The 22,328-nt window shown below is 70.8% G+C and carries 19 protein-coding genes and 2 pseudogenes; 9 read left to right on the top strand and 12 right to left on the bottom strand.

Features of this window, described 5'->3' with window-relative positions; genetic code table 11:
- Positions 1-120: 120 nt before the first annotated feature.
- Positions 121-1,284, top strand: coding sequence for a glycerophosphodiester phosphodiesterase (locus AB0H64_RS14555; RefSeq protein ID WP_357623877.1), 1,164 nt, complete (start codon positions 121-123; stop codon positions 1,282-1,284).
- 58 nt (positions 1,285-1,342) lie between these two features.
- Here the strand turns inward: AB0H64_RS14555 and AB0H64_RS14550 are convergent, their stop codons facing one another.
- Positions 1,343-2,161 (bottom strand): alpha/beta hydrolase, encoded by an 819-nt coding sequence (locus tag AB0H64_RS14550; protein ID WP_357623875.1) that lies wholly within the window; start codon positions 2,159-2,161, stop codon positions 1,343-1,345.
- Between the two features lie 109 nt (positions 2,162-2,270).
- Positions 2,271-3,245, bottom strand: a complete 975-nt coding sequence (locus AB0H64_RS14545) for a WYL domain-containing protein (protein WP_357623873.1) — start codon at positions 3,243-3,245, stop codon at positions 2,271-2,273.
- 136 nt (positions 3,246-3,381) lie between these two features.
- Between AB0H64_RS14545 and AB0H64_RS14540 the strand changes: the two genes are divergently transcribed.
- Both AB0H64_RS14540 and AB0H64_RS14535 read left to right on the top strand, forming a co-directional pair.
- Positions 3,382-3,777, top strand: coding sequence for a RidA family protein (locus tag AB0H64_RS14540; RefSeq protein WP_357624070.1), 396 nt, complete (start codon positions 3,382-3,384; stop codon positions 3,775-3,777).
- Positions 3,778-3,931: 154 nt separating this feature from the next.
- Positions 3,932-5,467 carry an aldehyde dehydrogenase family protein gene (locus AB0H64_RS14535; protein WP_357623871.1) on the top strand — a complete coding sequence of 512 codons (1,536 nt, stop codon included), beginning with the start codon at positions 3,932-3,934 and terminating at the stop codon, positions 5,465-5,467.
- A 213-nt stretch (positions 5,468-5,680) separates the two neighbouring features.
- Here the strand turns inward: AB0H64_RS14535 and glnII are convergent, their stop codons facing one another.
- From glnII to AB0H64_RS14520, 3 genes are all read right to left on the bottom strand, one after another.
- Positions 5,681-6,700 (bottom strand): glutamine synthetase, encoded by a 1,020-nt coding sequence (gene glnII, locus AB0H64_RS14530; protein WP_357623870.1) that lies wholly within the window; start codon positions 6,698-6,700, stop codon positions 5,681-5,683.
- Positions 6,701-6,866: 166 nt separating this feature from the next.
- Complete coding sequence (locus AB0H64_RS14525) at positions 6,867-9,959, bottom strand: AAA family ATPase (RefSeq protein WP_357623868.1); 3,093 nt, start codon at positions 9,957-9,959, stop codon at positions 6,867-6,869.
- Between the two features lie 10 nt (positions 9,960-9,969).
- Entirely contained in the window at positions 9,970-10,647 is a 678-nt protein-coding gene (locus tag AB0H64_RS14520) for a hypothetical protein (protein WP_357623866.1), read from the bottom strand.
- A 254-nt stretch (positions 10,648-10,901) separates the two neighbouring features.
- On the opposite strand from AB0H64_RS14520, the gene AB0H64_RS14515 reads away from it, so the two are divergent.
- Together AB0H64_RS14515 and AB0H64_RS14510 are read left to right on the top strand one after the other, a co-directional pair.
- Positions 10,902-11,225, top strand: a complete 324-nt coding sequence (locus tag AB0H64_RS14515; protein ID WP_357623864.1) for a carboxymuconolactone decarboxylase family protein — start codon at positions 10,902-10,904, stop codon at positions 11,223-11,225.
- 49 nt (positions 11,226-11,274) lie between these two features.
- On the top strand, positions 11,275-12,831 hold the full coding sequence (locus AB0H64_RS14510; protein WP_357623863.1) for a helix-turn-helix domain-containing protein: 1,557 nt from the start codon (positions 11,275-11,277) through the stop codon (positions 12,829-12,831).
- Positions 12,832-12,856: 25 nt separating this feature from the next.
- On the opposite strand, the gene AB0H64_RS14505 is transcribed toward AB0H64_RS14510, so the two are convergent.
- Positions 12,857-13,981 (bottom strand): NADH:flavin oxidoreductase, encoded by a 1,125-nt coding sequence (locus AB0H64_RS14505; RefSeq protein WP_357623861.1) that lies wholly within the window; start codon positions 13,979-13,981, stop codon positions 12,857-12,859.
- Between the two features lie 27 nt (positions 13,982-14,008).
- On the bottom strand, positions 14,009-14,623 hold the full coding sequence (locus AB0H64_RS14500) for an urea carboxylase-associated family protein (protein ID WP_357623860.1): 615 nt from the start codon (positions 14,621-14,623) through the stop codon (positions 14,009-14,011).
- A gap of 117 nt (positions 14,624-14,740) precedes the next feature.
- Between AB0H64_RS14500 and AB0H64_RS14495 the strand changes: the two genes are divergently transcribed.
- Complete coding sequence (locus AB0H64_RS14495; RefSeq protein WP_357623858.1) at positions 14,741-15,391, top strand: TetR/AcrR family transcriptional regulator C-terminal domain-containing protein; 651 nt, start codon at positions 14,741-14,743, stop codon at positions 15,389-15,391.
- A 51-nt stretch (positions 15,392-15,442) separates the two neighbouring features.
- On the opposite strand, the pseudogene AB0H64_RS14490 reads toward AB0H64_RS14495, so the two are convergent.
- Together AB0H64_RS14490 and AB0H64_RS14485 are read right to left on the bottom strand one after the other, a co-directional pair.
- A pseudogene (locus tag AB0H64_RS14490) lies at positions 15,443-15,733 on the bottom strand (transglycosylase SLT domain-containing protein); the annotation flags it as partial.
- Between the two features lie 795 nt (positions 15,734-16,528).
- Positions 16,529-16,822 (bottom strand): annotated as a pseudogene (locus AB0H64_RS14485) (transglycosylase SLT domain-containing protein); the annotation flags it as partial.
- Between the two features lie 344 nt (positions 16,823-17,166).
- Here AB0H64_RS14485 and AB0H64_RS14480 point away from each other — a divergent pair.
- A complete protein-coding gene (locus AB0H64_RS14480) occupies positions 17,167-17,652 on the top strand; it encodes a glutathione peroxidase (RefSeq protein ID WP_357623856.1) in 486 nt (161 codons plus the stop codon).
- A gap of 176 nt (positions 17,653-17,828) precedes the next feature.
- On the opposite strand, the gene AB0H64_RS14475 is transcribed toward AB0H64_RS14480, so the two are convergent.
- Positions 17,829-18,809 carry a WYL domain-containing protein gene (locus tag AB0H64_RS14475; protein WP_357623854.1) on the bottom strand — a complete coding sequence of 327 codons (981 nt, stop codon included), beginning with the start codon at positions 18,807-18,809 and terminating at the stop codon, positions 17,829-17,831.
- Between the two features lie 28 nt (positions 18,810-18,837).
- The gene (locus tag AB0H64_RS14470; protein ID WP_357623852.1) at positions 18,838-18,990 is read right to left on the bottom strand and encodes a hypothetical protein; all 153 of its coding nucleotides are present in this window, start codon (positions 18,988-18,990) and stop codon (positions 18,838-18,840) included.
- On the opposite strand from AB0H64_RS14470, the gene AB0H64_RS14465 reads away from it, so the two are divergent.
- Positions 18,989-20,347, top strand: coding sequence for an MFS transporter (locus AB0H64_RS14465; RefSeq protein ID WP_357623850.1), 1,359 nt, complete (start codon positions 18,989-18,991; stop codon positions 20,345-20,347). The two genes, AB0H64_RS14470 and AB0H64_RS14465, sit on opposite strands and share 2 nt — an antisense overlap.
- A 311-nt stretch (positions 20,348-20,658) precedes the next feature.
- On the opposite strand, the gene AB0H64_RS14460 is transcribed toward AB0H64_RS14465, so the two are convergent.
- Positions 20,659-21,021, bottom strand: a complete 363-nt coding sequence (locus tag AB0H64_RS14460; RefSeq protein ID WP_357623848.1) for a helix-turn-helix domain-containing protein — start codon at positions 21,019-21,021, stop codon at positions 20,659-20,661.
- Between the two features lie 193 nt (positions 21,022-21,214).
- On the opposite strand from AB0H64_RS14460, the gene AB0H64_RS14455 reads away from it, so the two are divergent.
- Positions 21,215-22,324 carry an FAD-dependent oxidoreductase gene (locus AB0H64_RS14455; RefSeq protein WP_357623846.1) on the top strand — a complete coding sequence of 370 codons (1,110 nt, stop codon included), beginning with the start codon at positions 21,215-21,217 and terminating at the stop codon, positions 22,322-22,324.
- Positions 22,325-22,328: the final 4 nt, after the last annotated feature.

The following is a 22,328-nucleotide window of genomic DNA, read 5'->3' as shown; positions in this document are numbered from 1 at the left end:
CGCGCTTGTCACCGGAAATTTCGCCATTATTGGGGCCATAGGTGGGTTTCGGTCCTTACCATAACCGGCGGCGGTGATCACCGGTGAGAGTCTCCGGTGCCGACACCGCAGGGAGCCCACGTGCGAAAGATCGCAGTCACCACTGCCACCACCCTGGCCGTCCTCGTTCCCCTCGCCGGAGCGGCCACCGCCCCGGCCGCCGCCGAGCCCGCCGCCGACCGGTCCAAGGTCGTCGTCATCGGCCACCGCGGCGCGGCGGGTCACCGCCCCGAGCACACGCAGGGCGGATACGAGCTGGCCGTGGCCATGGGCGCCGACTGGATCGAGCCCGACCTGGTGCCGACCAAGGACCACGTCCTGGTCGTCAGGCACGAGAACGAGATCTCCGGCACCACCGACGTGTCGCTGCACCCCGAGTTCGCCGCGCGCAGGACCACCAAGGTCGTCGACGGGCGCGACGTGACCGGCTGGTTCACCGAGGACTTCACGCTGGCCGAGCTGAAGACGCTGCGCGCGGTCGAGCGGCTGCCCGCGATCCGCCAGCGCAACACCGTCTACAACGGCTACTACCGGGTGCTCACGTTCCAGGAGGTGCTCGACCTGGCCAAGCGGCTGTCCCGCCAGTACGCCAGGCAGGTCGGCGTCTTCCCCGAGACCAAGCATCCGACGTACTTCAGGTCGATCGGGCTGCCGCTGGAGGAGCCGCTGATCGAGACCGTCAAGCGCAACGGGCTCGACCGGCCGAACAGCCCGGTGGTGGTGCAGTCGTTCGAGCCGTCCAGCCTGAAGCGGGTGGCCAAGGAGCTGCGCGTGCCGCTGTGGCAGGCGCTCGGCACCACGGGCCGGCCGCACGACCTGACGGCGGCCGGGGACCCGACGACGTACGCGGACATGATGAAGCCCGAAGGGCTGGCGAAGATCGCCCAGTACGCCCGGTGGATCGGGCCGGACAAGTCGTCGGCGATCCCGGTCAACCCGGACGGCGGCTGGGGCACCCCGACGACGCTGGTGTCGGACGCGCACAAGGCGGGGCTCAAGATCGGCGTCTACACGTTCCGCAGCGAGAACCAGTACCTGCCCCTGCAACTGCGCCGCGGTCAGGTCCCGACCGACCACGGTGACGCGCTGGCGGAGTACCGCGCCCACCTGGACCTGGGCGTGGACGCCTTCGTCACCGACTACCCCGACGCCGCCGTCCTGGCGAAGTCCGAGCGCGGCAGGCCGAACAAGCTCGTGCAGCCGCAGCAGTTCGACAACGGCCTGCCGGAAGAGGGCCGGGAGTAGAACGGCCAGGGGCCGCCTCCCCCGGGGAGGCGGCCTCCTCGCGTGGCGTCCTCGCGGGTCACCGGCCCGTGATGAAGGCGAGCAGGTCGTCGTTGAGCTGGTCACGGTGGCTGACGAACAGACCGTGGCCGGCGGTGGGGTACTCGTGGTAGACGGCGCCGGGGATGAGCTTGGCGGTGCGGCGGCCGGTGACGTCGATCGGGGCGGAGAAGTCGGCGGCGCCGTGGACGACCAGCGTCGGGACGTTGATCTCCGGCAGGGTGGCCCGGTGGTCGAAGTCGACCACGTTCCGCTGGCTCTGGCGCACCGCCCACGGCGAGACCTCCAGGCACTGGCGCAAGGTGAACTCGACCTGCGCCGGGGAGACGTCGTTGCCCAGGTGGGTGGCGAAGAACGCCTGGGACTGCCGGGCCAGCCACTTGGGCCGGTCGGCGTCGAGCGAGGCGATCGACGCGTCCAGGATGGCGCCGGGGATTCCCTCGGGGTTGTCGTCGGTCTGCCGCATGAACGGCAGCATGGCCGAGACGAGGGCGATCCGCGCGATCCGCTCGTCGCCGTGCCGGTGCAGGTACCGGGCGATCTCGGCGCCGCCCATCGAGTGGCCCACCAAAATCGCTTCGCGCAGGTCGAGCCGCTCGATCAGCACGGCCAGGTCGTCGGCCGCCGTGTCCATGTCGTAGCCGGTGCTGGGCCGGTCGGAGCGGCCGTGCCCGCGCCGGTCCAGGGCGATGCAGCGGTAGCCGCGCTCCACGAAGTACGGGATCTGGTACTCCCACATGTCGGAGCAGAGCATCGCACTGGCGACGAACACGATCGGCCGGCCCTGACCGTAGTCCTCGTACGCCAGCCGAGTCCCGTCAGTCGCCGCGAAGAACATCTCATTGCCCCCAATGTCATGGTCCGGGTGGTTGGTGCTGCTGATGGGGACAATCTTGCCGGGCTGAGGTAAGGGCGCCAATTACGTCCCAGGTAAGCGCCACCGGCTCTCAGGACGAGGCTTCGTAACGGGCGGCGACCGCGGCGGCGCGGTCGCGCAGGGAGGCGCGCAACCACTGCGGGGACAGCGCCTCCGCGCTCGTGCCGAGCTGCCACAGCGCCCATACGGCGTGTCTCGGATCCTGGAAGGCCACCTCCAGCCGCAGCCGCCCGTCCGGGTCGGCTTCCTCGGCGAGGACGGCCAGCGCGGTGCCCACCAGGTCCTCCCGCCGGGCCGGGTGCACCCGTACCAGCACGGTGACCTGGTCGCCGCCGGTCCGGAACCGCGTGCTGCGTTCCTGCCAGGCCCGGTCCAGATCGACCCGGTCCGGTCGCTGCGCGGGTTCGGCGAGTTCCTCGGCGGCCAGGATCCGGGACAGCCGGTAGGTGCGGTCCGTGCCGGACCTCGTGGCGAGCAGGTATCCCCGGTCGCGTACGGTGACCAGGCCGATCGGGTCCACCGTGCGCCACTGCGGGGTCTGGTCCACAGCCGCGTAGTGGATGCGCAGCTTGTGTCCGGCGAACACCGCGCGCAGGACCTCGGCCGCTATGGCGTCAGGCACCTCCTCGGCGACCAGCCGGCGCGAGAGCAGGTCGGTCTCCGGGTCGATGAGCAGGCGCTCGGCCGCGCCGGCCGCGGTGGCCCGATAGCTCTCGGGTAGCGCGTCGACCACCTTGAGCATCGCCGAAGCGAGCGCCGAGCCGAGGCCGAACGCCTGCGCGCCGCGCCGGGAACCGGCGACCAGCAGGGCAAGGGCCTCGTCGGGGTTCAGCCCGGTGAGCTCGGTCCGGAATCCGGGCAACAACGCGAAACCGCCGTGCCGGCCGCGTTCGGCGTAGACGGGGACGCCGGCCGCGGACAGCGCCTCGATGTCGCGCAGCACGGTGCGGGTGGACACCTCCAGCTCGCGCGCCAGCGCGGCCGCGGACAGCCGGCCGTGCTGCCGCAGCAGCAGCACCAGCGAGACCAACCGGTCGGCGCGCACCCGAAAACCTTAGTGGAATACACGACACAAGATGTCGTGATTTGTTGGGAGGCTCAGCACCGCGACGTCGAGGATGGCGGCTACCGCGCCGCTCGACGTACGTACTCCCGACGAATCGAATGGAGCCGATGTGGCGATGGAACGAACGGCGATCAACCCGTGGGCGTGGTCGACGGAGCTGGGGTACAACCAGGGTGAGCTCGTCTCCGGGCACAGCCGGACCTTGTACGTCTCCGGGCAGACCGCGATGAGCGGTGACGGCAAGCCCCAGCATGACGGTGACATGGCGGCGCAGTTGGCGCTGAGCCTCGACAACCTGGAGGCCGTTCTCGGCGAGGCCGGCATGTCCCTCGCGAGCCTCGTCCGGCTCAACGTCTACACCACCGACGTCGATCTGCTGTTCCAGCACTACGGCGTGCTGGCGGCGCGGTTGGGCGCCGCCGGGGTGGCGCCGGCCACCACGATGCTCGGGGTGACCCGGCTGGCGATCCCCACGCTGATGGTCGAACTTGAGGGGACCGCCGTCGCGTGATGCGACCTCGCCGCCTCCGGCAGGGCTGCCGGAGGCGGCGCGAGCAGCGGGCAGGTGGATGATGCGCGTGAGACGCCGGCTCTGCCCTGCCCCGCCTTGAGGTTTTTTGCGGCGGGATGATTGTCTGGCCGTAGGAACTTTGAGGAGGGCACCGGTGACCCGTCAGATCGTCTCCGTCGTGGGTGGCAAGGACGCCGCCAGCGCGAGCACGTACCAGTCGACCAATCCCGCACGCACCGGCGAGGTCGTGGCGAGCGTCGGGCTGGCCGACGCCGACACGTTCGCCGCCGCCTGCCGGACCGCCAAGGAGGCGCAGCGCGAGTGGGCCAAGGTGCCCGCGCCGGTGCGCGGACGGGTGATCGCGTCCATCGGGCGGCTGGTCGAGGCCAACGCCGAGAGCCTGGCCCGGCTGGTCACCGAGGAGATCGGCAAGCCGTACGCCGAGGCGCTGGGCGAGGTGCGGGAGATCGTCGACACGTGCGACTTCTTCCTCGGCGAGGGCCGCCGGCTGTACGGGCAGACCGTGCCGTCGGAGATGCCGGACAAGAACCTGTTCACCTTCCGCAACCCGGTGGGCGTGGCGGCGGTGATCACCGCGGGCAACTTCCCGGTCGCCGTGCCGTCCTGGTACCTGGTGCCGGCGCTGCTGTGCGGCAACGCCGTGGTGTGGAAGCCGGCCGAGTACGCGGCCGCGTCCGCGCACGCCCTGTACCGGCTGTTCGCCGCGTCCGGCCTGCCCGACGGGGTGCTCAACGTGGTGTTCGCCGACGGCGCCGACACGTTCGGCGGGCTGGAGCGGGCGCTGGAGGAGGGGACGGTGCAGAAGGTCGGGTTCACCGGCTCCAGCGAGGTCGGCCGGAAGGTGGGCGAGCTCACCGGGCGCCACCTGCAGTCGGCGTGCCTGGAGCTGGGCGGCAAGAACCCGATGGTGATCATGCCGGACGCCGAGCTGGACCTCGCGGTCGAGGGCGCCCTGTTCTCCGGGTTCGGCACGGCCGGCCAGCGCTGCACCAGCCTCGGCACGGTGATCGTGCACGAGAGCGTCCACGACGAGTTCGTGGAGCGGTTCGCCGCGGCGGTGCGGGAGGCCAGGATCGGCGAGCCGGACCAGGACGTGCTGGCGGGACCGCTCCTCGACCAGAAGTTCGCCGACCGGTACGAGGAGTACCTGACCTGGATCCAGCCCCACCACCGGGTCGTCACCGGCGAGACCGGACGGATCACCCCGGACAGCCCGCGTCAGGACTTCACCGGCGAGGGCGGGCTGTACTACCACCCGGTCGTGGTCGACGGGGTCCGGCCGGACGACCGGATGTTCCTGGAGGAGACGTTCGGGCCGATCGTCGGCGTGACGACGTTCCGGACCCTGGACGAGGCGATCGAGCTGGCGAACCTGCCCGGATACGGCCTGTCCAGCTCCATCTACACGACCGACGCCCGGCACGCGTTCCGCTTCCGCGAGGGCGTCTCGGCCGGCATGGTCAGCGTCAACAACTCCACGTCCGGGGCGGAGGCGCACCTGCCGTTCGGCGGCAACGGCAAGTCCGGCAACGGCAGCCGCCAGTCGGGCATGTGGGTGCTGGAGCAGTTCACCCGCTGGCAGGCGATGAACTGGGACCACTCGGGCCGCCTGCAGAAGGCCCAGATGGACGTCGCCGACATCACCCCCGACCTGGACTTCCGCCTCTAGACCGCCGGCGGGGCATCCTTCCGCACGAGAAGCCGGGAAGAAAGCCACTCCGCCGCGGGCGTCGGCCTGCGCGGCGGGGTGGCTCCGTGCCACGATGGGCGTGCCCCGATCACCGTACGGCGTCGAAAGGCGACGGTACGCAGTCGGACAACGCGGGAACGCGGGCCCCATCGGGGGTGCCCGCGTTCCCTGAGATCAGCGTCGTGCCACCGGTCAGACGAGGCCGGCCTTCTCCAGCGCCGCGCAGCAGGTGTTCACCAGCAGGCGGGTGACCACGTACGGGTCGATGTTGGCGTTGGGGCGACGGTCCTCGATGTAGCCCTTCTTGTCCACCTCGACCTGCCACGGGATGCGGACGGAGGCGCCGCGGTTGGACACGCCGTAGCTGTACTTGTTCCACGGGGCGGTCTCGTGGTGGCCGGTCAGGCGCAGCTCGATGTCGGCGCCGTACTGGGAGACGTGCTCCATCGGCTTGTCGCCCTCGCCGAGCGACTCGCAGGCGGCGATGATCGCGTCGTAGTTCTCGCGCATCGCCTTGGTGGAGAAGTTGGTGTGCGCGCCGGCGCCGTTCCAGTCGCCGCGGGCGGGCTTGGCGTCGAGGGTGGCCTCCACGCCGAACTCCTCGGCCGTCCGGTAGAGCAGGTAACGGGCGACCCACAGGTGGTCGGCGACCTCGACGGGACCCGCCGGGCCGACCTGGAACTCCCACTGGCCGGGCATGACCTCGGCGTTGATGCCGGAGATCGCGAGGCCGGCGGCCAGGCAGCGGTCGAGGTGCAGCTCGACGATGTCGCGGCCGAACACGGCCTCGGCGCCGACGCCGCAGTAGTAGTGGCCCTGCGGGGCGGGGAAGCCGCCTTCGGGGAAGCCGAGCGGGCGGCTGCCCTTGAAGAAGGTGTACTCCTGCTCGATGCCGAACCAGGACTCCTGGTCGGCGTACTGCTCGGTGATGGGACGCAGCAGGGCGCGGGTGTTGCTCTTGTGCGCGGTGCCGTCGATCTCCTCGACCTCGCACAGGACGAGGATGTTGTCACCGCCGCGGATCGGGTCCGGGTAGGTGGACACCGGGCGCAGCACCCGGTCGGAGGAGTGACCCTCGGCCTGGTTGGTGCTGGAGCCGTCGAATCCCCACACGGGCGGCTCGGCGCCATCGGCAAGGATCTTCGTCTTCGAGCGCAGCAGAGCGGTGGGCTCGGTGCCGTCGATCCAGATGTACTCAGCCTTGTAGCTCACGAACGGTCCTTTCGGGGTTTCTCTCAGCCGCGCCGAGTCTTCCGGACGGCCGTTTCCCGCTTTTTGCCCGAATGTGAACGTCGTGTTAAGTGACACCGGTCCGCATCTCCGCTTGTGAGGGCATGCGAACGTGCCGGGCCGGAGGTCTCCCGTCCGGCCCGGCGCTTCAGTTGCGCGGGTCCCTCCCGTTCATGCCGTCGTAGCCGAGCAGGCGCATGGCGGTGTCCGGGTCCATGGCGGCGGCCAGGAGCTGGGCCCGGGCGTGCGCGTGGTCGCGTTCGCGCTCGGCCTTGATCTGGGCCGCCCGCATGCCGCGGACCGCCACTAGCGCGAGCCCGATGCCGACGATCACGGCCACCACGACGACGAACACGATGAGCAGCAGCCCCGGCGAGGCGACCCCCGTCCCCTTGCCGGCGCCGGTGGGCGGCGCCACGCCGGTCAGGGCGAGCCCGACGAGCAGGACGAGCGTCACCAGCGCGAGCAGGCTCATGACCAGCACCCAGCCCCGGCCGCGCAGCCCGCGCCGCGGCGTGCGGACGGGGTCGGCCACCGCCTCGGCGGCCGGCCCCACGACGGGTGCCCCCGTGGGCCCCGGCGGTGGCTGCGCCGCGCCGAGCACCGGGCCGGTCAGGGACGCGGGGGCCGTGAAGGCAGCGGGAGCGGGCACGGGAGCCGACGGCGGGGTGGCCACGGGGGCGGCGGCCGGCGCGGGCTCCGGCGCCCACGGCACGAACTCCGGCCGCCCGTCCGCTGAGATCACAGCGGACGCCGGGGACACAGCGGACGCGGGGGACGCAGCGGTCGCCGGGGACGCAGCGGGCACTGTCGGGATGACGGGCGTCCCCGAGGGGGCGTTCTCCACGATCCGACCCGTGACCGCCTCCCCGTCGCCCGGCCGCTCCGCGACCTCCGGCAGGTCCCGGTCGATGCGGCTGTGCTCCTTGTGCGCCCGCGCCGCCTCCAGGTGGTAGTCCTCCAGCTCCTGGTACAGCTCGTCCGAGGCGTAGATCGTGCCGTTGATGATCGGCCCGGGGCGCCGCTCGACGATGGCCACCACGTCGTCGCCGTTGAGCGTCCTGTGGGTCTCCAGCGCGTGCGCCACGCACAGCACGTCACGCCGGTGCTCCTCCAGCAGCCGCTCGGTCCGCTCCAGCAGCCGTACCAGGTTGAACTCGATCCGCTCCCCCAACACGTCGGGCGTCAGCTCGGGCCTGACCCTGGGGGGATCCTTGTCGGCGACGCCGGTGGGGCCGCCGTCGCGCCGCGGCATGGCCTTGCCGCCCATGATCTCCAGCTCCTGGAGGGCGGGCAGCGAGGTGACCCCGGAGCCCATGCCCCAGTGGGACTCCATGAGCGCGGTCAGGTAGGTGGCCGAGTGCAGGTCGCCGGACACGCCGGAGGAGTTGTCCTCGCCGAAGAACATCCGCTCGCCCGCCAGGGAGGCGAGGGAGACCATGATGTCGGCCTCGTACTCGGACTTCCACCGGGTGAACTGGTCCTCCGGCTTGATGGAGGCCACCATGCCGAGGTAGTCGGCGCCCTTCTCGATGGTGGCGATGTCGATCTCCAGGTGGAAACGGGTGACGTAGGCGACGACGGCGTGGCAGGCCTCGTGGACCGCGACCGCGTGCCGTTCCCGCTCGATGTACTCGACGTCCTCGGGCGGGCCGAGCTGCTTGAGCCGCTTGGCGCGCAGCACGTCGGACCAGGTGATGACCTCGCGCTCGTCCCGGATGGCGGTGATGAGCGACTCGTTGACCAGGTCCTTGATGGTGGCGCCGGTGGCGTACGGGGTGATGGTGGCGAGCTTGTCGATCTGCTCGGGGGTCAGCTCGTGCTCGACCTTGTCGAAGTAGCCCTGGTAGGTGCGCAGCCGCCCCGCCTTGGACGGGTAGCCCACCTTGTAGATGCGGTCGATGCGGCCGGGACGCAGCAGCGCCTCGTCGAGCGCGTCGGGCCGGTTGGTGGCCATCATGACGAGGATGCGGTACTTGGGCGGCGGCTTGGGCCGCATGCCGAGCAGCCGGCGGACGAGCCGGTTGAAGAAGCCGCGCGGCTTCTTGAGCCCGGACAGCTCGGTGAGCAGCGCCTGGAGGGTGCCGGGGTCGCCGCTGTTCATGCCGCCGCCCATGATGAAGCGGTTGCGGGCGCCGGGCTCCTCCGGCTCACGGCCGCGGCGGAAGGCCAGTACGGACCGGGTCTCCTCGGACAGGTAGCCGAGGCCGTGGCAGTCCCGCGCCCCGGAGAACGCCGACCAGCCGCCGCCCTGGCCGGGCGGCCCCTGCACGGCGAGCCGCCCGCGTTTGCCGAGCGAGTCCGCCTCGTCGAAGAAGACGATCACGCCGCCGTACCTGAGGGCGAGCTTGCGCAGCTTGCGGAACAACGTCTTGACCTTGAGGATGCCGATGCCCATGAACATGTTGGTGAACGCCCCGGGGTCCACGAACACGTACGGTTTGCCGGTCTCCCCCGCGACCGCCTCGGCCATGAGCGTCTTGCCGGTCCCGGGCGGCCCCCACAGCAGCAGGCCGCTGGGGACGTACCCGCCGCGCTCCTCGATCTCGCCGGGCCGTTCGAGGAAGACGATGTTCTCGCGGACGCGCTCGACGACGTGGTCCTGGCCCCACACGTCGGCGAAGCGGGTCTTGATGTCGTCGGGGAAGTACGTCTCGACGCCGCCGCGCGACAGGAACCAGAACATGCCGACGAACTGGATGATGACCACGAAGAACAGGAAGATGATCTGGAGCAGGAACGGCAGCGCCTGGAACACCAGCGCCGGGGCCCGGAACAGCGCCAGGAACGGGCTGGTCTCCAGGACGGCGCCGAGCACCAGCGCCACCAGCACGACCCAGAACACGATCTTGATGGCCCGGGAGATCCGGTATCGCGTCCAGTCGTCGAAACGGGTGAGCGCCCACCGCTCGAACCCGCCGAACACGCGGCGGCTCCAGAACCCGTGGTAGCGGGGCGAGCGCTCGCTGACGAGGAAGTGGAGCTGGCGCAGCGCCTCTGCGCCGAGCAGCCAGAAGATCCACTGGTGCTCGTAGGCGATGGCCCGCACAGCCTCCGGGAAGGTGACGATGCCCTCGTAGTCGGCCATGGTCTTCCAGGACAGCACGAGGAAGGCCGCGGCCAGCCCGATGAGGAACTTGCTCCGGTCCCAGAACGGCATCTTCTTCCTGGTGACCGAGTCGGGGTCGGCCGGCCCGCTGCCGGGCGCGCGCAGCCCTTCGTGGTGCGTGGTGGTGGTCAACTGTGCCCCCTCATCCGGGCAGCCGGAGCAGTCTGAACGAATCGGCGATCCTGTCGAACTCCGCGGCGCGGGCCTGGAAGCAGATCGCCTGGCAGCCGATGAGCATGACGGAGACGGTGTCGCCCTGCTCGTCGAGGATGGCGGTGTGGTCGAAGGTCTGGACGTCCGCCCCGATCCGGTAGCTGAAGCGCACCCTGACGCCCCTGGCGCCCCGGTCGAAGGTGAGCACCTGGTCGCTGATCTGCTCGAACCCGGTGAACAGCGGCTGCCGGCCGGAGGCCGTGGCCTGCGCCTCGTACAGCTCGCGCACCCGGGCGGTCACCGGCAGGACGAAGTCGCGGAGCCGGTCGAGGGAGACCCCGTCGCGCTGCTCGTCGGTGAGCTGGTGGACGGTGGCGTAGACGAAGGGCTCGGTGGAGCCGAGCAGGTGGGTGACGTCCGGTTCGGACGACTGGTCGAAGGCGACGGACCAGACGCGCCGGGACTGCTCCGCCTCGGCCTGGGAGCCGGGCTGCGTCCCGCTCAGGTAGAGGTCGATCTGGTGGGCGTTGAGCTGGGCGAACGAGGCGGGCACCTTGAAGTAGGTGGTGCCGTCACGGTCGCGCACGTAGGTGTAGTCGGGCTGCCCGCACGCGGACAGCATGAGGGCCGCGGCCATGAGCGCGACCCAGGCCCGTGCCGTTCTCACCGGGGGTTACCTCCGCTTGGCGGACCAACGCCGTTGTTGTGCCCGTTTTCGGGCGCGACGAGCCGGATGTACGATGAGAAATCTTGACCAAATCTTGCCCGGACCTTGGCTTCACTTGTTACAGACCAGACAGAGCCGACGTCAGGGCCGCTCCCTCAACGGTCACCGCCGTACAACGTTCGTGCAACCCCCCATTGGTTCCTCTCAGGAAGTGACGAAAGATATGAGGATCCCTCCGACTGGGGAGCGCACTCATGAAAGAACCGGTGATCGAGACCGTGGACTCCTACGGCATGACGGCCGAGCGTCAGTTCAGCGACCTGTGGTCGCGTGACGTGCTGTCGCTCAGGGACCGCCGCCTGCTGCTCCTCGGCCTGCTGATCGGCCAGGGAATCGACGACCAGGCGGAGGTCCAGCTCGACGCCGCCCTGCGCACGAACCTGCTGTCGGAGGACGAGCTGCGCGAAGTGGTGGTCTTCATCACCCACTACGCGGGGTGGTCACGCGGGACCAAACTGAGCACCCAGGTGGAGGAGCTGATCGCCCGGGTGCGGGAGGAGGGCCCGGGCCCCGCCTGAGCGCGGGGTCCCACGGCCCGGCCGGCGGCCGCTGTCTATATTCACAAAGGTGTTCACGCTGAGCTCCCTGGCCGGGGACGCTTCACTCGGACTGCGCGTGCTGGTGCCGGGCCCGCCGGGCGCGCTGGACGAGCCCCTGGCCTGGGTCCACAACACCGAGCTGCCCGACCCCTCCCCGTACGTCAGGGAGCGGGAGCTGGTGCTGACCAACGGCCTGTGGGACGGGCAGGTGACACCGGCCGAGTTCGTGGCCGGCGTGCGGCGGGCCAGGGCGGGCGGCATCGTGTTCGGGCTGCGCGCCAAGGTGCCGCGCGCGCCGGAGGAACTGGTGAAGGCCTGCGAGGAGGCCGGGCTGCCGCTGCTGGAGATCTCCGCGGAGGTGCCGTTCACCGCCGTCTCCCACGCGGTCTCCGCGCTGTACGCCGATCAGCGCCAGGAGGCCCTGGTGGGCATGATCCGCAGGGGCGACGCCCTGGCCACGGCGATCTCGCGCGGAGCCGGCGCCTCCGGTGTGCTCCGCGTCCTGACCCGCGACCACGATCTGCCGCTGGCGGTGGTCGACCGGATGGGCAGACTGCTCGCCGCCGCCGGAGCCGAGCTGGACGACGAGCAGGTCCGCGTCGTGACGGCCGGGCTGGCCAGGCGGCCACCGGCGCTGGAGCTGCGGCTCCGCACCGGCCTCGCGGCGCTGTACCCGGTGGGCGCGGTGGGCGACGTCGACGCGGCGCTCATCTGCCTGCGCCCGCTCTCCGCTCTCACCTCCGTCGAGCGGGAGGCGCTGGAGCAGGCCGCCAAGTTCCTCAGCCTGGAAGTGGCCAAGCAGCAGGCCGTGCAGGCCATCGAGCTGCGGTTCGCCAGCGAGCTGCTGGAGATGGTGCTGTCCGGCGGGCGGCGCGCCGCGGAGGCGGCCGAACGGCTGCGCGCGTTCGGCGTGGACCCGGCCGGGCCGCTCGCGGTCTGCGCGGTGGCCTTCGCCGGTGCGGACGGGCCCACACTGCACGGTCTCGCCGAGGTGGTCGGCGAGTTCTTCGCGAACGAGGGGGTGCCGTCCGTGGTCGCGGGCGGCACCCAGGACGTCGTGGCCGTGCTCACCTGGCGGCAGCCGGAGCACGACCTGCCCAGGCTCGCGGAACGGCTGCTCCAGGGCGTGGCGGGACGGTTCCCCGGGCGGCGGCCCGTCACCGGGCTCGGCGGCATCGCACCGCACTCGGCGGAGCTCAGGCAGCCGCTCGTGCACGCGCGGGAGGCGTGCCGGGTGCTGCGCCGCAGCCGCGGCGGCCCTTCGGTGCGCAGCTTCGCCGAGCTCGGCACGCACCGGCTGCTGCTCGGCCTGGTGGACGCCGGCACGCTGCGCGGGTTCTCCGGCGACCTGCTGGCGCCCGTCAGGGAGCACGACGCCAGGCGCGGCGGCGACCTGGAGCGGACGCTACGCGCCTTCCTCGATCACGACGGGCACTGGGCGGCGACGGCGGCGGCCCTGCACATCCACGTCAACACCCTGCGCAACCGGCTCGACAGGATCGCCGAGCTGACGGGCAGGGACGTGGGCCGCACGGAGGACCGGGTGGACCTGTTCCTCGCCCTGGCCATCGACGCCATGGGCTGAACGCCGCCCCCGGCCGCCCGCACGGTCACACCGTCGCCTCGGCCGCCTGCCGCCACTGCCTGGCGTTGCCCAGGGTCGCCATGGGCTGCAGCATCATGTGGTCGAACCCCTTCAGCGGCAGGCCCTCGGCCAGGCGGCGAGGCAGGTCGGGGTTGGCCAGCGCGCCTCGCGCGACGGACACCACGTCGGCATGGCCGTCCGAGAGCACCTGCGCCGCCTGCGCCACGTCGTGCATGCCGCCGTTGGCGATGACCGGCAGGCCGGTCACCTGGCGTGCCAGACCGGTGATCGTGACGCCGCCGTCCAGCTTGGCGGTGTCGATCCAGTCGCGTCCCTCGCTGGCGATGTGCAGGTAGCTCGCCCCCGCCGCGGCGAGCGCGGCGAAGATGATCCGCGCGTCGTGCGCGCCGCCCGGCCAGCGGTGGACGAAGTCGTTGACCTTGGTCTGCGACAGCCGCACGCCGACGCAGAAGTCGTTCCCGGCTTCCGCCTTGATGGCCGACACGACCTCGGCCGTCAGGCGCACCCGGTTCGCGACGGGGCCGCCGTAGGAGTCGTCGCGCCGGTTGGTGTAGTCCGTGAGGAACTGGTCCAGCAGGTAACCGTTGGCGGCGTGGACCTCGACGCCGTCGAAGCCCGCGGCGCGGGCGCGTGCCGCCGAGGCGGCGAAGCCGCGCACCACCTCCTCGATGTCGTCCGCGGTCATCGGCCTGGGCGCCGGCCACGGTCCGTGCCCGCCGTACTCGGGCATCTTCTCCCCGATCGGCGGCACGGCGGAGGGGCCGGCGGTCTCGCTCCGGTGCGGATTGCCCTGGGAGAGCGCGCCGGCGTGCATGAGCTGGAGAACGACGCGCGCTCCGGCGGCGTGCGCCCGGGCGGCGATCTCCCGCCAGGCGGCGGCGTGCCGTTGCGTGACGATTCCCGGTTGGTTGAGATATCCCTGGCTGTAGGCGGTGTCGGTGTAGGTACCCTCGCTGATCAGCAGGCCGAAGCCGCCGTCGGCGAAGCTCGCGTAGTAGTCGGCCATCTCGGGCGTCGGCGTGCCGTCCGGCGCGGCGGAGACGCGGGTCATCGGGGCGACCGCGAGCCGGTTGGGCAGGTCGACGCCGCCGATGCGGGCCGGCAGCAGCGCGGGGTGTGATGCACTCATGATGGTTCGCTTCCTCGGCTTCAAGGGTCAGTTCGGGGCGCTGACGTCCATCGCCAGCGACGTCGGCTCGCCGGCGTTGATCCCGACGAGGTCCTGGGGGCAGGCGGAGACCACGAACACGCAGTCCATGGCCGCCTCGAACGTGATGGCGTCCCCCGGACGGCTGAGGGCGGGCAGCCAGCTGAGCCGTCCGTCCTCGCCGACAGGGATGCGCATGAACACGTTGACCGGCTGCGGCGTGAAGGGGACGGACAACCCCATCGCGGCGAGCGCGCGACGCAGGTTGTCCGCGCACGAAGGGTGCGAGGCCGTCGCGCCCAGTCCGGCGTACCGGGCCGGATCACAGGCCGCGATCAACATGTCGTGCCGGCCCGGAGAGGTGTCGGAGACGAGCGTCAGTATCGGTCGCCGCCGGTCGGTGACGAACGGCTCGCCCACCGCGGGGAACAACCGTTTCGTGGCGGCGCGCGTGTGGGCGGCGCTGAGGTGCTCGGTCACGTCCTCGGCGGCGAAGGCGAACACGTCGCCGACCTGGCCGCCGTCAAGGTCGACCACGCTCACGCGCTGCCCGGCGGCCAGCCGCGCCGCACGCGCTTCCCGCGCGGGGACGACCGTGCGGCCCGTGGCTGTCATGGCTTCCATGCCCCAAAGGCAACCATCGGACGGCCCGGCGGGACCATGGACGTTCATCCAGCGTTCGCGCCTGAAGCTGGCGGAACACACACCCCTGGCGGAGGACGCGCGTCAATAGAATGAGTCATGACCACGGAGCCGCTGTCCAGGGCGCGCATCGTCACGGCCGCGATCGGCCTGATCGAGCGGGAGGGCGCCGACGCGGTGTCCATGCGGCGCATCGCGGCCGAGCTGGGCGTCGGGGTGATGTCCCTCTACAACCACGTGCCGACGAAGGACGCGCTGCTCGACGGCGTGGCCGAGACCGTGCTCAGCGAGATCGAGTTCACCGACGACCCGGACGCCGACTGGACCGACCGGGTCCGGACGCAGGCGCGCGCCTTCCGGCAGATCGCGCACCACTACCCGCGCTGCACCATGCTGGTGGTCAGCCGCCAGCTCCACTCCGCCGCCGGGCTGCTGCCGGTCGAGCGCGCCCTGGCCACGCTGCGCAGCGCCGGGTTCGACGGGCCCGACGCGGTGCGGGTGCTGCGGCTGTTCATCGCCTTCGTCGTGGGCTCGCTGCTGCGCGAGGTGGGGGTGACGCCGACGTTCGCGCCCACCCACCACCGGCACCTGGCCGGCGCGGAGGCCGCCGACCCGGCCCTGTTCCCGGAGGTGAGCGCCCTCGCGCCGCTGCTCGGCGCCTGCGACCACGAGGCCGAGTTCGCGTTCGGCGTGGAGCTGCTCATCCAGGCGATCACCGTGCATCCGGCACGCAGGGAGGGCACCCGCTGACACCGGGCGCCCTCCGCTCGGGCAGCCGTTCCTTCCCCAGAACGGCTGCCGTCAGTACCAGTTGTGCGATCGGAAGTGGCCCCAGGCGCCGCACGGCCGGCCGTACCTGCCCTTGATGTAGGCGAGGCCCCAGCGGATCTGCGTCTCCGGGTTCGAGCGCCAGTCGGCGCCCGCTCCACTCATCTTGCCCCCGGGCAGGGCCTGCGGGATGCCGTAGGCGCCGGAGGAGCTGTTGTATGCGCGGTGGTTCCAGTTGCTCTCCCTTGTCCAGAGGCTGTCCAGGCACTGGAACTCCTGGTACGACCAGGACCTGCGGACCACCTGGTCCAGGGCGATCACCTTGTTCCGGCGCTGGGGCCTCAGGTCGGCGGCCTGCCGGGCGTTCAGCAGCCGGGTGGCGAGTCCGGGTGGCTTGACCGAGGGTGTCCAGGTGCGGAGCTGAATGACCGGGGCGTGCCATGAGCCCTGGTGGACGACCGGCGTCCCGGCCCTCCGCCGGAGGGCCCGCGTGTCGGCCCTCCGCTGGAGAGACCGTGTCGCGGCCCTCCGCTGGAGGGCCTCTGTGTCAGCCCCCCGCTGGAGGGCCCGTGTGTCAGTCCTCCCCTGGAGGGCCCGTGTGTCGGTCCTCCACGGGAGAGCCTGTGGCCCGGCCTTCCACTGGTGGGCCTGTGCGTGTGAGTCGGCTCCGTTGGCCGGCGCGGTGGCGCCGGGTGCGGCGACGGCGGGCGTCGCCGTGGTGCCGAGTGCGACGGCGGCTGCCGTCACGGTCAGAGCGCTGTGAAGGGCGCGTTTGCTGTCCAATGCGATCCTTGCTGTCGGGTCGCGTGCGGACGGGCGCCCCGGTCACCCGGACACCCTGCCGCTCCGCGTCCGTGGCTCGGACGAGGAGGGCCCGCGCGGCCACTCCGGGTTCCGGTGACCGCCCGATCGTGCTGGGCGGCCCGGAGGGCTCCGCGACGTTCCTCTAGCGGGTTTCTATTACGCTCCGTAATCATCGGTCACGCACAGCGACACGCGCTGGACAGGTGTTTGCGTGATCCTTCACGACTCGTCGCCGTCTCGCTGGGCTCCCGTGAAGCGGCCCGACGCTGGGCTTGCGCCACCTTTACGGGAAACGGGGACGTCCGCGAGGCTCGCTCAGTACCAGCCGTGCGACTCGGAGTGCGCCCACGCGCCGCACGGCGAGCCGTACCGCTGCTTGATGTAGGACAGGCCCCACTTGATCTGCGTCTTGGGGTTCGTGCGCCAGTCGCTGCCCTTGGAGGCCATCTTGCTGCCGGGCAGCGCCTGGGGGATGCCGTAGGCGCCGGAGGAGCTGTTCTGGGCGCGGTGGTTCCAGCCGCTCTCCTTGCGCCAGAGCTTGACGAGGCACTTGAACTGGCCGTTCTTCGTCCAGCCGCGCTTGGCGGCCAGGGTCTTGGCGATGGCCTTGTTCTTCGCGCCGGCCGCCTGGGCGGTCTGCGCCTGCGCGGCCGTCGCCCCGCCACCGGCCACGAGGGCGGCCGAGAGGAGCAGGACACTGGCACGACGAAGCATGGACATGGATGGGGGTCCCTTTCGAGCGGGGGTCGGGGAAGCGACACCATGCCGGAAAAGAGACCTTTATCGCTAGTTGTCCATCTCTGCGTAGATTCGTAGCAAAGAGAGCAATATGTCCGTATTCAGGGCTTTTGTAGCCAAATGTGAAGCTCGTCACACTTTCGGGCGATCACGTTTGGAGATCCACAACCCGCGCCCTCGCACCGACCCCGAGTGGGGCTCTATAGGGTCAGATCATGACTCTTCGCGACATTCCGCTCCGCATCCTCGCGGGCGACCCCACGACGCTCGGCGAGCTCGCCGGCGGCCAGACCCTCCTGATCGTGAACGTCGCCTCCAAGTGCGGCCTGACCCCCCAGTACGCGGGCCTCGTCGAGCTCCACCAGCGCTACGGGCCGCGCGGCTTCAGCGTGGTGGGCATGCCCTGCAACCAGTTCATGGGCCAGGAGCCGGGCTCGGCCGAGGAGATCCAGGAGTTCTGCGCGACGACGTACGGGGTGGACTTCCCGCTGCTGGAGAAGGCCGACGTCAACGGCCCGGACCGCCACCCGCTCTACGCCACGCTCACGCAGACCCCGGACGCGGCAGGCGAGGCGGGAGACGTCCAGTGGAACTTCGAGAAGTTCCTGGTCACCCGGGACGGCGAGGTCGCCGCCCGCTTCCGCCCCGGCACCCCTCCGGAGGACCCGGCGATCGTGGCCGCCATCGAAAACTCCCTGTAAAGCGGGCCCCAAGGAAGCAACCCCAACCCCAAACCAGCTTCAAGAACCCAGAACCGGAGGGACACCAAAGGCGCGCACACGCCACAGCGGCTCAACAGCCCGCGGTTCTCCAGCGAGAACGTGGATCACAGCCGCGCTCTCGTGGAGGCGCTGCGCCGGGTCGCCGAGGCGAAGGGTCACCGGTCGGGTCTGTCGGGTCCGAGTCCCTTGCTGATGCGGTCGCGCAAGGAGTGCAGGGCTTGCCTGAGTTCAGCTGGTTGGATGTCCGTGATGTCGGCGTCGAAGGTGAGGAGCAGTCCTGCCAGTCCTGGCCATGACCATGCGCCGAGCGTGAGTCGGCAAGTGTTCTCGGTGTCGTATCCGACTGTCGATCCGCCGGGAGCGAACCGGGCGACGGTGGAGGCGGGCAGAGCGACGATGGCTGAGCCGCGGCATTGCCATTCGGCGGCGGCGTCTCCGCGGTCGTGTGCGGTCATGACGAAGGCGACGGGATCGCCCTGCGGGATGTCACGTCGGTCGAAGGGGGTGTGCGTGGGCATGTGTGGTTTGATGCCGTCCACGCGCATCGCCCGCCACCGGTCCGCATCCGGGTCGAAGGCGACCAGGTACCAGCGTGCTGCCCAGACCACGAGGTCGTGCGGTTCCAGCGTGAGCGTGACAGGTTCGCCGTCACCGGTGTAGTCCACGCGAACGACGTGCCGCCGGTTGATCGCGCTGCCGACGGCGCGGACGATCTCGGCGTCGATCGGTGGCGCGGGGAACTCCCAGTAGTTGCGGGCCGAAGAGACGGTGAACGCTTCGGCGTGCAGGCGGCTGCGCGCGGGCATCGCCTGGTGCAGCGTGGCGAGCGCACGGGCCGCGTTCTCGCGGATGCCGGAAAGGACCGTCGGCACGGTCTGAAGCGCGACGGCCGTGGCGATGGCCTGATCTTCGTCGAATACGACTGGCGGCAAGCGGGTGGCGCGACCAAGCCGATATCCCCCGCCCGCTCCGCGGACGGCCTCGATCTCGTACCCGAGGTCGCGCAGCGTGTCGATGTCGCGACGCACGGTTCTCACCGACGCTCCGAGGCGGGTGGCGAGTTCCTCGGCGGTCAGGGTCGCGCCGATCCCGAAGATTGACAGCAGCTTGAGCGTCCGCGCGGAGGTAGCAGCCATGATTCTCCGATTCTCTCCCCCATAGCGGTCACTCGATGGCAACTATGCCCGCGATGGTGGCCGCCATGACCGATTCACCGAGCCCCCGAGAGGGCACCCGCACCACTGAGGCTTCGCCGACACTCATCGCCAGCGCCGGCGCGACCATGACGCTGTTGGTAGTGCTCTTCGGTTCCTTCATGGACCTTCTCGACGCGACGATCGTCACCGTCGCGGCCCCGGCGATAGCCCAAGACCTGGGTGCCGGCGACGCCCAGATCCAGTGGACGATCGCCGCCTACACCCTCACCCTGGGCGCGGGCCTGATCACCGGCGGACGGCTCGGCGACCAGTACGGCCGCAAGCGGCTGTTCATGATCGGGCTGGCCGGGTTCATGGTCACCTCGGCGCTGTGCGCGCTGGCCGTCGATCCAGGGATGCTCATCGGCATGCGGGCCGGGCAGGGACTGACCGCCGGGATCATGGTCCCGCAGGTGTTCGGGATCATCCGGGCATCATTCGCTCCGGAGGAGCGCGCCAAGGCCTTTGGCGCCTACGGAGCGGTCCAGGGCCTCGCCTCGGTCGCCGGCCCGCTGCTGGGCGGGCTGCTCGTCGACGCCAACCTGTTCGGCCTGGGCTGGCGCACGATCTTCTGGATCAACGTGCCCGTCTCGATCCTCGCGCTCATCATCGGCGCGAAGGTCCTGCCGGAGTCCCGCTCAGCCTCCACAGCGCGACTGGACCTCCCCGGCGCTCTCCTCGCGGCCACGGGCATCCTGCTCCTGCTGCTGCCGATCATCCAGACCGAGACATGGGGATGGACCTGGGCCGGCTACGCCCTCCTCGCAGCCGGAATCATCGTGCTCGCGATCTTCCTCGCCCACGAGCGCCGCCTCACCGGACGCGGCGACGAACCTGTCTTCGACCCGGCTCTGCTGAGAATCCGCGCCTTCGCAGTCGGCCTGAGCGCTTCGGTGCTCTTCTTCGGCGGCATCGGGTCCTACTTCCTCACCCTCTCGATCTATCTCCAGAACGGAACCGGCCGAACCGCGTGGGAGGCCGGCCTGGTGATCCTCCCGTACGCGCTCGGCTCGATCATCACCTCCGGCCTCGGCGTCGCTCTCGCCGCCAAAGCGGGCAGAACGCTCCTGATCACCGGCTCGCTCACCATCGCGGCATCTCAGCTCGTCCTGTGGTACATCGTCAAGGACGGCAACGATCCCGGATACTGGCTCCTCGCCCTCGCACTCCTCATCGGTGGCCTCGGGCTCGGTCTCGCCGCACCCATTCTCGTCAACGTCGTCCTCGCAGGCGTCCCCGGACGCAACGCAGGCGCCGCAGGCGGGGTGCTCTCCACCGTCAACCAGATCGGCGGCGCCGTCGGCATCGCCGTGCTCGGCACGATCTTCTTCACCACCGTCACCGATTCAGCCACCGGAGCACCGGTGCTGGCCGACTACAGTCACGCGCTCAGCATCGTCCTGATCGTCTCCGCCGCGCTCTACGTGATCACGGCACTTGTGATGCTCGCGCTCCCGAAGCCCGCGCACGCCGAGTAGAGAGCCCATGCCGGGGCGAACGCATCGCCCCGGCATGGGCTCTACAGGAAGCAGCAGACACGCCGAGCAATGGTTTCGATCGCAGCCTCGTGGTCGGCGCCCCGTGGATAGAGCCCGCAGTGGTCGTAGCGGCCGGGGTCGGTCATGCGGCGTCTTTCCCTTCGTGACGTTCCAGCAGCACACCGCGTTCGAAGCGGGCGCCTCGCACGGACGAGGGCGACAGGCGAAGGTGGACTCGATCGGATTGGTGGTGCGCGGACGCCCCCAGTGCTCGGCCGGACAACCGGAGAAGGCGAGCAGCTCCTGTAGTGCTAACAGTCGTCGGCCAGCAGGTGCTCGCTGGCCCAGGCCGAGATCTGGCTGAGCGCCGGCATCAGGGCGACGCCGCGGTCGGTCAGCGTGTACGAGACGGCGACCGGCGGCCCCTCCTCGACCCTGCGCGTGATCAGGCCCGCGGCGGCCAGGTCGGCGAGGCGGTCGGACAGCACCGAGTCGGAGATCCCGCCGATGGCGCGCGAGAGGTCGCGGAAGCCCACCGGGCCCTGGCTCAGGGTGCCGAGGATGACGGCGTTCCAGCGCTTCCCCAGGAACACGAACGCGCGGGCGAGCGCGGCGTCGGCGCGGACGCATGCCTCCGACGCGGTGTCGTGGCTCTGGTTGGGGGTCACCGCCATGATTCCACGCTAGCGCACGCGTACGGCCCGCGGACGGCCGCGAACCTCCCTGTCCGGACGGGATCGGAACAGTGCTCCGCTCCACCCTCTCGCAACCCAAGGCGCTAGCGTGTAGCTTGTCACTTCGGAAATAGAAGTAACTCTTCTTCCGCTATCAGATGACGCCGCTCACACACCCACAGCTGGAGTCGCCATGACCGACAACACCTCCGCCGTCCGCCCGTCCGTCGCCGTCCTCGGCGGCGGGTACGCGGGCATCAGCGTCGCCAAGGCGCTCGACGACGTGGCCGACGTCACGCTCGTCGACCCCACCGAGGGGTTCGTGCACAACGTCGCCGCGCTGCGCTCGCTGGTCCAGCCCGACTGGGTGGACCGCATCTACTTCCCGTACGACCGGCTGCTCGTCCACGGCCGGTTCGTCCGCGACCGCGCCGTACGGGTGGACGGGCGCCGGGTCGAGCTGGAGTCCGGCGGTGTCCTCGAACCCGACTACCTGGTCCTCGCCACCGGCTCCTCGTACCCGTTCCCCGCCAAGAACGACGAGCCCGACCTCGTCGCCGCCAAGGCGCGTCACCGGGCGGCCCACCAGGAGCTGGCCGGCGCCGGGCGCGTGCTGATCGTGGGCGCGGGACCGACCGGGCTGGAGCTGGCCGGCGAGATCAAGGCGTTCCACCCCGACAAGCACGTCACCGTGACGGACACCGCCGACGACGTCCTGGCCGGCCCGTTCATCCAGGAGCTGCGCGACGAGCTGCGCCGCCAGCTTCGCGAGCTGGGCGTCGAGCTGCGGCTGGGGGTCAAGCTGCGGGAGCTGCCGGGCACGCCGCCCGCCACGCGCGGCGCCGTCAGCGTCACCACGACCGACGGCGAGGAGATCACCGCCGACCTGTGGTACCGCGCGTTCGGCGTCCGGGTGCACACCGAGTACCTCGACGGCGGTTCGCTCGCGGACCGGCGCGACGAGCGGGGTTACGTCCGCGTCGACGCCCGGCTGCGCGTGGAGGGCGAGACGCGCGTCTTCGCCGTCGGCGACATCGCGAACGCCGACCGCGACATGGCGGCCATAGCGGGCCGGCAGGCGGAGCTGGTGGCCGGCAACATCCGCGCGCTGATCACGGGCGAGGGTGAGCAGCAGGAGTACACGCCGCTCGGGCCGCTCATCGCGGTCACGCTCGGACCGGAGGGCGGATCGGGCTCCTTCGGCGAGGGCATCGCCGACCCTCAGACGATCGCCCAGGTCAAGGGCCGGGAGATGCTCGTCGGCCGCTTCACCGAGATGTTCGGCCAGGAGGGGGGCCGGTAGCCGG

The sequence above is a fragment of the Nonomuraea sp. NPDC050733 genome (genome assembly GCF_040654215.1).
Taxonomy (GTDB): domain Bacteria; phylum Actinomycetota; class Actinomycetes; order Streptosporangiales; family Streptosporangiaceae; genus Nonomuraea.
The sequence above is the reverse complement of the archived record's forward strand: the minus strand, read 5'-3'. Positions and strand labels throughout refer to the sequence as shown.

Excerpts from the sequence above, each read along its gene's own strand:
- AB0H64_RS14495 (WP_357623858.1), top strand. The coding sequence starts at position 14,741 with ATGACCACGGAGCCGCTGTCCAGGGCGCGCATCGTCACGGCCGCGATC.
- AB0H64_RS14460 (WP_357623848.1), bottom strand. The coding sequence starts at position 21,021 with ATGGCGGTGACCCCCAACCAGAGCCACGACACCGCGTCGGAGGCATGC.
- AB0H64_RS14540 (WP_357624070.1), top strand. The coding sequence starts at position 3,382 with ATGGAACGAACGGCGATCAACCCGTGGGCGTGGTCGACGGAGCTGGGG.
- AB0H64_RS14550 (WP_357623875.1), bottom strand. The coding sequence starts at position 2,161 with ATGTTCTTCGCGGCGACTGACGGGACTCGGCTGGCGTACGAGGACTAC.
- AB0H64_RS14505 (WP_357623861.1), bottom strand. The coding sequence starts at position 13,981 with ATGAGTGCATCACACCCCGCGCTGCTGCCGGCCCGCATCGGCGGCGTC.
- AB0H64_RS14465 (WP_357623850.1), top strand. The coding sequence starts at position 18,989 with ATGGACCTTCTCGACGCGACGATCGTCACCGTCGCGGCCCCGGCGATA.
- AB0H64_RS14470 (WP_357623852.1), bottom strand. The coding sequence starts at position 18,990 with ATGAAGGAACCGAAGAGCACTACCAACAGCGTCATGGTCGCGCCGGCG.
- AB0H64_RS14515 (WP_357623864.1), top strand. The coding sequence starts at position 10,902 with ATGAAAGAACCGGTGATCGAGACCGTGGACTCCTACGGCATGACGGCC.
- AB0H64_RS14500 (WP_357623860.1), bottom strand. The coding sequence starts at position 14,623 with ATGGAAGCCATGACAGCCACGGGCCGCACGGTCGTCCCCGCGCGGGAA.
- AB0H64_RS14480 (WP_357623856.1), top strand. The coding sequence starts at position 17,167 with ATGACTCTTCGCGACATTCCGCTCCGCATCCTCGCGGGCGACCCCACG.
- AB0H64_RS14455 (WP_357623846.1), top strand. The coding sequence starts at position 21,215 with ATGACCGACAACACCTCCGCCGTCCGCCCGTCCGTCGCCGTCCTCGGC.
- AB0H64_RS14475 (WP_357623854.1), bottom strand. The coding sequence starts at position 18,809 with ATGGCTGCTACCTCCGCGCGGACGCTCAAGCTGCTGTCAATCTTCGGG.